This is a genomic window from Paenibacillus sp. M-152 (assembly GCF_003856555.1).
GTDB lineage: Bacteria > Bacillota > Bacilli > Paenibacillales > Paenibacillaceae > Paenibacillus > Paenibacillus polymyxa_C.
Map to the genome: position 1 here is coordinate 4078216 of NZ_CP034141.1, position 12919 is coordinate 4091134.

The following is a 12919-nucleotide window of genomic DNA, read 5'->3' on the forward strand; positions in this document are numbered from 1 at the left end:
GATAATGTATTTGTATTCATGAACCCCAAAAGTGGGGTTTGCTAAAAATTTTTTCTGAATTCTATTTTTTATGAATTCTATAATGATTATATCTTTCAGCATCTATTTCTATCTCTCCTACAAACTTAAAATTACTTTTTTGAATAACTTTATTGGATGCTGCATTCTCAAGTGATGCAATTGCATTCCGTTTATATATAAAGCTATCCTCCAATTAATAACATGGACCATTCGCCCAGAATGTCTTGTTATATTTTTGTATTCTTTTCTTATGTCAATTTCCATATCTACTGACAGCACATCAAGTCTATTTTCATCTACTTTATTTAAGGATATTTTCATGGTTTCTCCCTGAACTTGTTGTATGACCACCATATTTCACCTAACATTTCTGTATTCATGTCCCCCTCAGGGGTCGCTGTCTGCTCTGGCTTCTTTAAAATCTCTCTGGCAAACCAAGAGCTCTGCATGACCCGAAGCATGAATATTATGTTATATGATTGTTACCATCTTCATGAAATACCTACAGTCCTTAATTCAGCTTCCATTATTGCAAAGTATACATCCATGACAATTTAAATAGATATCATGTTTTTCGCATTTAGGATACCCTCTTGGAATTGTAGGGTTATCATCCCCCTCTTCAATCTCTGACCATTCTGTATAATTATTTATGTCAACATCTTCTTTATTGAATGCATTAATCATTAAGCCAAATTGATTCAAACAATTAACAACCCAATCTTGCCGTGGTTTATAGCTTAATTTCTCCCACCCTAAGCCATCTGCTGCGTTTGAAATAGTATCTAGTATAAAATCTTTCTCACTTTCAAAAGAGTCTATAGTCCAAGGCATTTCATCAATATCAAAACCAACTGTTCCTATTCCAACTACAGACTGGTCCCTTTGTGCTAGCCAAATAATTAATTCTTTTTCTCGATTCGTTTTAGCTAGTAGTGATCCACTAATAGCTAGAACTTCAATAAAGACTGATGTTAATCCATTTGACATACCTATGGGCTCAACTACATCATTTAATTGTTTTGGTAATGAAATGGTGTTCGCCATACTATCCTCCAACACTTTTCAACTTACAAAATCAGCCCTTTATGATCCTCGCCTTAGAGCTGTTTAAAATTCTCAATCAACTATCTATAAGCAATTCTCTTAATCGTAGACAAAATTGCTTCGCATGAAAATGCCAACATTTATTTGTAATCATAATCCCTTAATGATAGTTCTTGAACAATTTTTCTACTGTCCTTTATTCTTAGAATTTGCTTCGGTTTATCATATATCCAACCAAGCTTTATACAATATTCAATTAATATGGATTTTATTAAAGGTCTATATAAGTTAGTGTAATAACATTCTTTCCAGTCGAACAAAATTTCAATAAAAGAAGTTTTATACTTCCTTGAATAAGCTCTAAACAATACCTCATAAGGTTTCTCGTCAACAATGCAAATGAATTGATAATGTCTAACAATGATTGGGATTGCTTTTTTTCGAAATGCTTTCATCATTCACCTCAACATTACTTTATCGGCAATTATGTCTAATAGGGTTCTTGTGTTCCTGAACTCGAGAAGCTTAAAGAAGCGTAGCGACTGGCTAGCTTCGGTTCTTAGCCTCGCAGGATTGTTCACCTGACTTTCACTTTCAGGAAAACGATGTTATGTGATACCTCTAGTTCTTATTTAATATATTCTTCAATCTTTGTTTAATATTATTTGGTCTCGTCTATTTTGGATTACTCTATTAAAAAAATCTCTGTAGTCTAAAGTCAATTCCTTTTTTAGTTCTATATTGGAAGAAATACACCACATATATTAGCACTCTCTTCTTAAAATGCTTTTTACATTGATTTTCTCAACGTTAATTTTTGTTCAACTCCTTTGTCAATATTATTTCCAGAGGTTCGTTCTCAAGCATTAGACATCCAGCATCTTTATACCCAAGCTTCCTATAAAAATGTTGAGCTCCTTCATTCGACTGTGTTGAGGTCATAACCATTTCAAATCCTTTTTGTTTCATTAATTCTTCCCAATAATGGACAACTTCTTTACCAATACCTGTTCCTCTGTACTCCTCATCTATCCATATCATATTCATAAATGGTGTGTTGTCCCAAAAAAATCCGTATCTCATCCAACCTATTTCTTGATTGTATTTTCTGATTATTAGGATTTCATTTTCTTTTATTTTGGGTCTTATCAGTGTCTTATGTATGTGCTTGTCTCTTAACGAGATATACTCATAATCTGATTCAATTGCAAAATCAATCTGCATTGTAAGTCCTCCCTTTCCCTCTTTTCATTGAATATCTTCTTGGTAACACTTAGCACTGATGTATCATAACGTTTGTACATTACATAAGTTTATAAAGTCTTTTTAAAAATGTATAAGTCACCTTCTTCTCTAACCTTAGTAAACCCACACTTTGAATAAAAGTGATGATTCTTCACACTCCAGCTAGGAGTATCCAGCCACCATTCAGTGCTATCTGGAAATTCACTTTCAATTTTCTCCATCACCTTCGTTCCGATTCCTTGATTTTTAAAATTTGGATCAATGAAGATTCTTCCTAAATTATGAACTTGATTACACTCTACAAATATCATAGCTCCCCCGATTATTTCTCCATTAAAGAGTACCTTGAAGTATTCGCAATTTTGCATCATCTCTTCTTGCCAACTTATGGAGTCATATCCTATGGGCCCAACGGTTCCGTTAATATTAAAATACTTTGATTCATCCTCAAAACTGGCCTTTTGTATTTCAGCAAGTTTTTGAGCATCATTTTTTCTAGCTTTTTCTAATGTCAGCACCCAACATACCTCCATTGTCTTTTTATTTTTTCCAGGGTTGTCTGTTGAAACGCCTCCTCGAACTCCATCCCAGCAGGTCAAGGCTTCGTGAGGATTCTTATGCTTGAATATCATGTTATCAGAAGTTACCGAACTTCTTCACTATGCATTCAAAATCAATCTGCAATTTTTTTATTAGCGAAATTTCTTATATGGTCTTTTTTCATTTTGTAGTTTGATTATTAGTTCATATGCATCTCTTCGAATGATATTAATCCCATAATTGGCAAAGAGTATATTCATAAAATGACCTCAGATCTTTCGCGTTCTTTATACTATAGTTTTTAGTACTTTTGAGATCTAATTATTATGTTTTTAGTAATTCAGGAATTTCCGATAGCGTTTCTGTATTCATGAACCCAAAGGGTCTGTCTGCTGAAATCTCTCTTCGAAACCCAACTCGCAGACCTAGGCTCCATTAGAGATGCAACTTGAATTCGCTTCATTATGGGTGCCAGCCTCAAAAAAGCCTCAAATTTAGAGACTCAAATGGACGATGTTGGTTCGTTTCCCTCGACACCACAATTCAGCAATTTCCAAAATTGTTCAACTATGACCGATGCCGGATACGGCATCGAACGGGTAATCCACCATTCCAATACTCCCACTGCCGCTGAAATTAAAAATTGCACCGTAATGTCCCTGTTCATATCCTGATCGAGGTTGATCGAATCCAGATGCTCGCACAGACTTTGCCGGAACATTGTCTCTATTTGGTTTCGAAAAACCGTACTTCCCTTGTTCGTCAGCATTATAGAGTAGAATGAAGCATGCTGCTCCAAATATTCAAACGTACGCAGTAGTGCGGTTTTGGAAGGGAGATGAAAGAAGTTATCTTCAGACATACAATTGCTTAGTAACTCTTTAATTTGAGCTTCCATGCATTGATCGCGCAGATCGTACTTATCAGCGAAATGCAAATAAACCGTTCCGCGATTGACATTCGCTTCCTCCGCAATTTGATTGATCGTAATTCTCTCGAATTCCTTTTCTGACATCAGCTTCATAAAAGCATCAATAATGGCTTGCCTCGATTTTTGAATACGCCTGTCCATATCCTTCTCCCCTTTGTACCATCCGAAAAAATGAACATTTCGAAGTCTTCTGTTGAAAAATCAACAACCACGCTAGTTTTAACCATTGAACCCCACATACCGCTCTGATACATTCACTTTATAAAATTTATGTTGATGATTCAACATATGTTCAATTCTAGAGGAGCTGTAATCATGAAATCTATTGTTTTACAATCTTTTGAATGATTTTAATCATATTGAATTAGGAGGTTTAAAAATTGAAACTTACAGGAAACACGATTTTTATTACAGGCGGCGGTTCGGGAATTGGACGTGCGTTAGCAGAAGCTCTCCACAATCTTGGAAATAAAGTTATTATCTCCGGTCGACGTAAAGAGCGTCTGGAGGAGACGATCAAAGCGAATCCCGGCATGTCCGCAGTGGAATTGAATGTACAAGATCCTGCCAGCATAAAGGCGACCGCCAAGCAGTTAATCGAAGAATACCCGGATGTTAATGTCTTGATTAACAACGCCGGCATCATACAGTCCGATGACGCGGCGGGCGTGATCGATGAGGATGTTTTGATTTCGACTGTCACTACAAACTTGCTTGGCCCCATTCGGTTGACTTCTGCATTCATCGAGCATTTGAAGGCCAAAGAAGAAGCGGTTGTCATCAACACGACTTCAATACTTGGATTTGTACCGTTAGCGACAACTGCTATATACTCCGCGACGAAGGCAGCACTTCACACCTATACGCTGTCCCAAAGGTACATGCTTAAAGACACATCGGTAAAAGTAATAGAAATTGTGCCCCCATGGGTTCAAAGCAACAACGTTGAACCGCGTGCGATGCCACTTGATTCATTCATTGATGCAACAATAAAGATACTTGGCAAGGATACAGACGAAGTTCTGGTGGAAGAAGCGAAAATGTTTCGAAATAACCCTGGCCCGAACGAAGGTGTTTTTGTGACCCAGCTTAACGATACGATGAATTCTGAACCTCCAAAGATCCATTGATCCATCTGTAATTCAATTCTCAAAAATTTAGGCGAACATGAAGTAAACACTCAGTTCCGTCTACTTCATGTTCATTTTTATTGCAACTTGCTCGTGAAGTAAGAAAAAACGCCAAGCAGTCACACCCATGTTTACCTCTTAAATAATTTTGTTGATTTCACATAATGTTGGGTATTCCCGAAGTTCAAGCAGCTTAGGGCACGTAGCCGGGTGGCTCTTCCACTTAACCGGTTGAATATGTCCGGTGAATTCGCTCCTCCGAAATGCCCCATCCTCACCAAGGGGCTGGCTTGTCCCGGACTAATGCGTTTAATGTGACGTTAGATGACGTTTACCTACTTTTTCGAGTTGCATTCAAAGTAATTATTATTCTTGTTTCCATTTATGTGTTTCGAGTAGTTTTCCAGTTTCATAAAAATACTTTATTACTTCAAGCATAGGAATTAATTCTATACAAATGTTATCGCAATAATTGCCTAACTGGCCACCAGCAACCAGATGAATTTCACCGTTTCCCTGTTTATCGTTCATAAGAGTATATATATTACCATCAATTGTAATAGACACTATAAAATATTCCGGTCCGCCTCCAACCAATGCTGAATCTGTATCTGATACCTCAAAAAAAACTAATGTAAATTTATCTCCATCGAGTTTTTTTAAAAAACTTAAAGTGTCTGCCCACGTAGGATTCATAACTATTTCTTCATTGAATGTGGTCCCAATCCATTCATCAATACTAATAGATTTTATCACTTTTTCTTTTCATCCTTTTTAGATGGTTTTATTTATTCGGGGGCTTTCATCTAACGATATTACATTCACGATCCCAGCGAATGCTCAGGTGTCCTACAGTGATCTCCTATTCCGAAATCCTTCTGCCGGGCCGAGGGCGTATGCGACGATGCTTGGATGAGATGTTATACAAAGGTACCATGAATTCATTGAATCTACTTAGAAATCCTGTTTAATTCACCATCACCATTCTCTCCATTCTTCTGTAATATCCTGATCTTCCTCAATTTCTAATCCAGCTAGTCTTGCTACCTTGTCTATAAATTCAGCCAATTCTTCACGCTCCATCGTTTCAATAAAATAATCGTTCGTATCATTCAATTCATTAAAAGAAATTACAATTTCTTCCACAACCTTCATAATACTTTCAGGATGTTTAGTTTCTTGTAATAATATTAATTGGTTTAGATAGTTATCCAGGACTTTATCACACATTAATAATTTCTCTTCCGTAAAAAGGTCATCTCCGTATTCAACCATTCTTTTGTTCCACAATTGAGTTGGTTTTTCATTAAATAGGTCCTGTAATGTCATTGGGTATATCCCTCATTTTCTTGTTTTTGTTTTAATAGATTTTTAAAATTGCTGCATAGTATTTCGCATATGAATTTGCTTACTAACTTGCATTTCACTTCACTTATCTAATTTTTTCTTTGATTCATCTTTTTTCATCTGTTAGTACACCCATGAAAGACCAAGTACGGTCAACACCTGGTCAGTACAGTTGGCTCGGAGGGTTTATTCCCTTCTAAGTCTCAGGTAATAAAAACCCACCTTCGGCTCTTAACCTTTAGGTGATTTTTTACCTTCTCTTGTTGTTATTGATGCATGTTAAAAATGCAAGAATAGATGTCCAAAATAGTAACATTAGACTCATCGCATCTTTTACTTCCATGGTCTCACTTTTCGAAGGAAAACCATACCCACCCAAGAGTCAATTGTATCCATATTTTACTTGTGTTCACTTCCATGAACAAGTGTTCTCATTTATTTTCTTGCATTTTTCTTTTATTCTATTTGTTGTCCATCATTTCTAGTATATAACTTTTCTGTGTTCACTATGTCCCTCTGACTTATGCGAACGAAATGAGCGGCCGCCGTGCGTATGTGTCCGCCTGCCCCCACTCCCTGGCAATCCTCTTTGCCGCACCGAGGAACCGCCAGGCTCCGATGCGTGGATATGATGTTATCTGATGGATTTTCCATAAAAAAACAGTTCAACTTTCCCTCTATGACATAAGGCAAAGATGAACTGTCTTTAGTTCCTGTTAAAATCTCTATGAGCACAAGTAGCAACTTCTTCTCCCATCAAGCCAACAAAGCCTGAGCGATCTGATCCACAATGCCATTGATGCCTGTGGGTCCATAACAGCCGATCCATGTCGCGGCATCGACCGAGTGTATGTGCTGGCGCTCAACGGTATCAAGCATTCCCCAAACACGTTGCTCTGTTGCGGATATTCCCTCCTGCATGAGTTCATGGCTAAGCAAGAAGTAATGGCTGGCATGTACAGCCGGTAGTCTGTCAACTGAGATGTGATAGGCCGTGTCGGAGGTATCTGCCACAAATAACGGAACAGGCAGACCTAGATCATGGTACAGCACAGCCCCTGTACGATGAGAGGCAGAATGCACGCGAACCAGAGAATCCAGCGGACGGATCAGTGCCACGCTCTTGCCTGCCAGAACGCGAGCAAGTTCTTCGGACAGCAATGTGGTTCGTCGGTGATAATCCGCTATAATACGCTTTGCCTCTTCTCGTTTGCCTGTCAATTCACCGAACAGAGTCAGAATAGTCTGCCAGTTTTCATTGCGCTTAAACATGAGAACTGGAGCGATCCGGCTTAATTGTTCATAGTGCGGCTCATGTACCTCGGTGCAAATAATTAGATCCGGAGACAGTCGCTCCACTGCAAGCAGGTCGGGGTACTCATATGTTCCGAGTAATTCAGTATTCTGAAGTCCTGCCCTGATCGTTTGAGGGAAATGTAACACTGCATTGCCTAGTCCTACACTACCTGCTGGAGAGAGCCCCAGCGCAAGCAAATGATCGGCATATTGCACATCGAGTACAGCGATACGCTTCGGAGATCCGATAACATAGTATTCCCCTCGCATATGGCATATCACCGAGCCTTGGGCCGACTCATATGAAGAAGCTGTGTGGTTCCGCTGCAAGGAATGGGCATAGTCTATATCTGTTTTCGAAGCGGCATCAATCCTATAACGCAGCGGAGGGACGCCATAATATTTCTTAAACGCCCTACTGAAATAATACATGTCGCGATAGCCCATTCTGTCAGCAATTTCACCGATGGGAGCATCCGTGTGACGCAGCATCCGCGATGCACTCTCCATGCGCAACTGAATGACATACTCAGTCAGTCCGAGCTGCTTCTCTTGTTTGAATCGTCGCTGCAGCTGTCTTAAGCTGCATCCAGCAAGGGCTGCCAGCTCTTTAAGCTCCAGATTCTGGCGATAATGCGACGCTATATATGAAGCGACAACATCCACCATGTCAGACGCTTCTCCTCCCTGACCATGTTCGTAATCCATGACCAGTTCGTAGATCATACCCTGAAGCAACGCATTGGCATGAAAACGTTCCATTCCTTCGCCACGACGCCATTTGGCAACGATTTTTTCTGCATTCTCGATCCATTCTGCTTGGGTTACCGAATTTTGCACAAATGAAGTGCGCAACGGGTGTTTGCGATATGAAGGCAAAACAAGAGAGGCTCCCTCCATGGAAGAAGCCTTGTACATGATCACGATATAATAAATGTCGTCTGATCTGGCCGTCAGCGTTAAGGATGTTCCCTTAACAACATGACCAGCAAAAGAAGCTCCAATGTGGCAAACCTCACCATTCATTGCAAGCTCCCCTTCCCCTCCGTATGCCAGCAACAACACATTCGAAGTTAATTCCGTTTCGCGAAGAACACTGCCTGTCTGCAAAGTACCGCTAAACTCGTCAAGCATCTTGATCGTTGTATCACTCCATAGACTTGTCTGTTCTTGTAGCGGCATTTCTCTCATCTCCTGACAATAGCATCCTTTGCTAGAGTGACTCTCATGACTGGGCTTACCCAATTAACTACAACCAGGCCTGTTAGCAAAGTAAAATTGTTGCTGTTGTCATTTTAATTGAGATTTATTCTCATTGTCAATTTTCGGACATTTTCTGCAATATTCCCCTGACATCTGGTAATAAAAACAACAGGTGGTACGCTTGCTTTTCACGGCTGGAATGCTGTCCTTATTTTTTGTGAACCGGGTGAACGGATTTCTTTTTACACCGAACAAATGCCCGGGCGCTCCTTGCGTCAGATATGAAAAATCTGCCTGGATGTGCTGACTTTCTTGCTCAGCATTGTCTACTTCAGGAGTATATAATGGGACAATGCGTATCATGATATTCTCCCAAAGGATACTCATCGAAAGAGGAGCAATCGCAGCAAGCGTCTTTAACAGCGGTGCAAGGTGTAACGCAAACATCTCCTTTACCACCTTTTCCCGCCACACTTCCCTGTCTCCCGTTAGTGCTTCTGCCCGAAGCCCGTTCATAGCTAGAAAAGGAAAATGCGTCCCCCCCTCATTAGCTGTGAGCGTCGGATGATAGAGAAAGCTGTTGTCTAGCCGAAAAGAAACATGCTGATGGTGAACGGTCATCGCGGTCAGCAACGGAGCAATCCACAGGTAGCCGATTCGCTTAGCTAACATCGAAGCAGCTACCCTCATGTCAGGCGCACCAATATACTCTTGAAGCCAGCTTAAATACTCTCGGCATGCAGCTTCTTCATGTAGTTGACTCAAAGCAATAATACGGACATTATCTTCAGACGGCTCGCCAAGCCGAATCGAGTGTTCATCCACCGTTTGCTGCCATAAGTCAGTCGATAGATAATGGTCCATTTTAATTCGATCCCAACAGTGCTTCCGATGCCTGATCTACAATATTATTAATTGCAAGTGGGCCATAATAAGCGATCCAAAGTGTAGAATTAACATCATATGCACGGTTATTTTTGACTGCATCAAGGGATTTCCATACTGAACTGCTATCCAAAGCCTCTGCCTCTGCCGCAAACAATTCATCAGACATAACAAAATAATGATCTGCTCCAATCTCAGGAACTTTCTCCATCGAGATTTCAACGGAGGTATCATCTTTGATCTTCTGGACTAATGCAGGCATTTTTAAGCCCAAATCCTCATACAGAATGCCGCCTGTTCGATGCTCAAGACCATGAACACGAATGCCTTCTTTTCTCGGACGAATAAGTGCTACCGTTTCCTCTCCCAACTTCTCCGACAGCTTCTCCTTCAGTCCTGCAATTTTGTCCTCATAAGCCTTACGCACAGTTTCTGCCTCTGCCTGCTTACCTGTGATCGCAGCCACCGTAGCTAACGTATCTCGCCAGTCCTCGTAGAAGTCAAGTACGATTGTGGGCGCTATTTTGCTTACTCTCTCATACTCTTTCTCTTGAAAATCAGTCATTAAAATAAGATCCGGGTCCAATGCTACAATCGCTTCCAGGTTGGGCTTGTCCCGTGTACCTAAAACCTGTACGTCACCCGGCTTATCGCCTAAATATTCTGGAAATGTGGTATTGCCTTCAGCGATAACACTGCCTGCCGGCTGCTCGCCAATGGCTAGCAATTGATCCAGAAATTTGACATCAAGCACAGCAATTTTTTTGGGCTTCTCGTTAAGCGTATACTCACCCTTCTTATGCGAGATCGTAACCGGGAAGGCTCCGGCAGTCTGAGGCGCTTCATTCGAAGGCGTGTCCGTTGGAGTTGTAGCAGACTCATTGCCGCCATTTGTACCTGCTCCGGCACCGCAAGCCGTCAGTACAAGAACAAGGGCCAGCATCCAGCCCATTAAAAATCGTGATTTATGGTCAGCATGTGCCATGCTTCCGGCAGCTCGCCTCTTTGTTCCTTTATTCATGGTGAATCCTCCTTATGTATGATAATGATTTTCATTATCGAAATATAAGGCGAGTATAATATATCTCCACATCGCGTTACCATGTACTTTTGCGACATTTCAGCCGGACTAATGCGACATGTAAACCGCTATATCTTCATTTACAATTCTATCAGCTCTTTTACTAATTACTGCATAATCATCGTCTAATGTATCAAGCCAACAAAACCAAGAATCTCCCATTTTTTCTTTTCATTGATTTCTACTTCTTGCGTCAATGTACATTCCATATCCATTTGTTCCATTGAAACTACAACAGAGGTTTGTATGATAAATTTGTGGGTACTCTTCATTAAATTCTGAATGTGGAAACTCATAAAATGTTCCTTTGGATTCATAAGCCATTTTCGGTGAAACATCTATCTTTAATACCCTTTCATCCACAGATATTTCTAAAACATTTTGCTTTCTCCTTTTATCAAGTATTTCCTATAACGTTCTTGTATTTATGAACCCGTTAGGGGGTGTCTGCTGAAATTCCTCTCCGAAATTCATCCCGCAGACCAAGGTTTCATCGGAAACATAGTGTGAATATTATGTTAAGTGAAGTTCAACTTTTTTTTGAATAACCTTTTTAAATTTAATGGCTTTATGAACGAGAGAGTTTAAAGTTCTCTAGATCTACATTGAATTTGCCTTTTACCAATATGTCTAATCCCAATAATCCGTTGATATTGTGATATTTAAATGAAGTAAAATCTATGAGTACATCTCTTAAAATAAAATCTCCGACCTGAATCCCAATATCATCTACTTCATCCTGTGAAATCAAGGTATGGCTTGCTCCTGTGTCAATAACTATGTTATTTATGACTTTCTTTTCTCCATTAAAATGGACTGTTATTTCGGTGAACAACAGCCCATCCCTATACTCAATTTTCATTTATAGATTTCTCCTTAAACCAACATTCTTCCGAACCTTCACAATGACCTGGTCCTTAGAAGTATGATAAACCAAGGTTTTGTCTCGGCTATTCAACAACTCTCTTGTTGCTTCTTCGTCACTTACAGGACCAATCACAGCGACGTCATCTATGATTTCTTTATTTTCTGTCTCTTCGAAATGAAGAATTTCAAACTTTACAAATTGATTCGGGAAGATTTGTTGTACTTCTTGCCACTTCACATTAATCCCTCCTGTCCTTTTATGGTTACATTATATCATTTAATTTGAATTTCACTTAACGTTCCTGTATTCACGACCCTAGCGAATGCTGGGATGTCTGGCCTCTGCCGGACCGAGGGTACAGCCCGGTGCGTGAGTATATTGTTTAAGTAAAGTCACTTATCTTCGAGTTATATTCGTCACGATTTAGAAAAATTCTCAATATAACGTTTCATAAAAATTATATAATTATCATGACTTGAATCAATATTAAATATCTGTCTATCTGTTACACCTTTCTCTCTTACTTCTATTTTTATGTTTCTTTGGTTACGTTTAAACTTGATATCTAGAAAAACTTCTTTTATTAAATCGTGTTCTATTTGACTATCTCCCGGGAAATTAAAATATGTTTTTCTGTACTTGCATTGAATAGTGCAACAATATCTATAAAGTCTGACACTTGTTCTTTATTTGGAACAACAAATTCATGTTCAACTAAATTCCTTACAGAATTTATTTTATTTAATATTCTAGGAGCAATAATTCCTAAGTTTTTTAAAGTCTCTATCTTCTTAGGTACATTCCATTTTTTTGAATTTCCAAAAAAACCAAATGCAATCATCAAACAATCAATTTGGCAGTCAAGAGATCTCTTTGCATTTGAGAGAGCATTTATTAAACTGTGTTTTTCAGTTCCCGATTCTAAATCAAATTCAGCAAAGGACAAGTATTCTGAAGGCGTAACATCAAATGGTATATCTATTTCTTCATGTCCACGAGAACTCCAATAACTATTATCATTACTTAGAAAATCAATCACCTCAGAAAATTCCATAAGATCAACTCCAATTTAGTATTTAGGTGATTTCACTTAACGTTCTTGTATTCTCGAACCCGAGAACCTTAAGGCCGGCTTGACCGGGCGGGTTCGCTTGCAGACTTAGGTTCGCAGGGTTATCTGCCTGACTTCACTTCCTCGAAATGCCTCGGGCAGATCAAGGCTCCGCCAGGAGCCGCAGCGTGAATATGTTGTTATCTGATGGATCTGCCCCACATCTCCGAATTAAGACAGGACGTCGACCCACATTTAATTACTAATGTTATAA

13 protein-coding genes are annotated in these 12919 nt (G+C 39.4%); 1 reads left to right on the forward strand and 12 read right to left on the reverse strand.

Annotated elements, in window-relative coordinates; all coding sequences use genetic code 11:
- Window positions 1–537: 537 nt before the first annotated feature.
- The 4 genes from EGM68_RS17725 to EGM68_RS17740 all read right to left on the reverse strand — a co-directional run bounded on the left by EGM68_RS17725 (window position 538) and on the right by EGM68_RS17740 (window position 3925).
- Complete coding sequence (locus EGM68_RS17725) at window positions 538–1068, reverse strand: hypothetical protein (RefSeq protein WP_058829959.1); 531 nt, start codon at window positions 1066–1068, stop codon at window positions 538–540.
- Between the two features lie 810 nt (window positions 1069–1878).
- On the reverse strand, window positions 1879–2292 hold the full coding sequence (locus EGM68_RS17730; RefSeq protein ID WP_031461883.1) for a GNAT family N-acetyltransferase: 414 nt from the start codon (window positions 2290–2292) through the stop codon (window positions 1879–1881).
- 89 nt (window positions 2293–2381) lie between these two features.
- Entirely contained in the window at window positions 2382–2831 is a 450-nt protein-coding gene (locus EGM68_RS17735; RefSeq protein WP_129549684.1) for a GNAT family N-acetyltransferase, read from the reverse strand.
- Window positions 2832–3355: 524 nt separating this feature from the next.
- Entirely contained in the window at window positions 3356–3925 is a 570-nt protein-coding gene (locus EGM68_RS17740) for a TetR/AcrR family transcriptional regulator (RefSeq protein ID WP_129549685.1), read from the reverse strand.
- A 239-nt stretch (window positions 3926–4164) separates the two neighbouring features.
- On the opposite strand from EGM68_RS17740, the gene EGM68_RS17745 reads away from it, so the two are divergent.
- Window positions 4165–4914 (forward strand): SDR family oxidoreductase, encoded by a 750-nt coding sequence (locus EGM68_RS17745; RefSeq protein ID WP_064962035.1) that lies wholly within the window; start codon window positions 4165–4167, stop codon window positions 4912–4914.
- 366 nt (window positions 4915–5280) lie between these two features.
- Here EGM68_RS17745 and EGM68_RS17750 read toward each other — a convergent pair whose 3' ends face one another.
- From EGM68_RS17750 to EGM68_RS17790, 8 genes are all read right to left on the reverse strand, one after another.
- Window positions 5281–5670 (reverse strand): hypothetical protein, encoded by a 390-nt coding sequence (locus tag EGM68_RS17750; protein ID WP_129549686.1) that lies wholly within the window; start codon window positions 5668–5670, stop codon window positions 5281–5283.
- A 222-nt stretch (window positions 5671–5892) separates the two neighbouring features.
- Window positions 5893–6243, reverse strand: coding sequence for a hypothetical protein (locus tag EGM68_RS17755; RefSeq protein ID WP_129549687.1), 351 nt, complete (start codon window positions 6241–6243; stop codon window positions 5893–5895).
- 774 nt (window positions 6244–7017) lie between these two features.
- A complete protein-coding gene (locus EGM68_RS17760; RefSeq protein ID WP_129549688.1) occupies window positions 7018–8739 on the reverse strand; it encodes a helix-turn-helix domain-containing protein in 1722 nt (573 codons plus the stop codon).
- A gap of 108 nt (window positions 8740–8847) precedes the next feature.
- Window positions 8848–9624, reverse strand: coding sequence for a (2Fe-2S)-binding protein (locus EGM68_RS17765; RefSeq protein ID WP_129549689.1), 777 nt, complete (start codon window positions 9622–9624; stop codon window positions 8848–8850).
- Between the two features lies 1 nt (window position 9625).
- Entirely contained in the window at window positions 9626–10666 is a 1041-nt protein-coding gene (locus EGM68_RS17770; protein WP_129549690.1) for an ABC transporter substrate-binding protein, read from the reverse strand.
- A 628-nt stretch (window positions 10667–11294) separates the two neighbouring features.
- Complete coding sequence (locus tag EGM68_RS17780) at window positions 11295–11588, reverse strand: pepsin/retropepsin-like aspartic protease family protein (protein WP_129549692.1); 294 nt, start codon at window positions 11586–11588, stop codon at window positions 11295–11297.
- Window positions 11589–11831, reverse strand: a complete 243-nt coding sequence (locus EGM68_RS17785; RefSeq protein WP_013372314.1) for a hypothetical protein — start codon at window positions 11829–11831, stop codon at window positions 11589–11591.
- Between the two features lie 358 nt (window positions 11832–12189).
- Window positions 12190–12648 (reverse strand): DUF4145 domain-containing protein, encoded by a 459-nt coding sequence (locus EGM68_RS17790; RefSeq protein ID WP_240664066.1) that lies wholly within the window; start codon window positions 12646–12648, stop codon window positions 12190–12192.
- Window positions 12649–12919 lie beyond the last annotated feature (271 nt).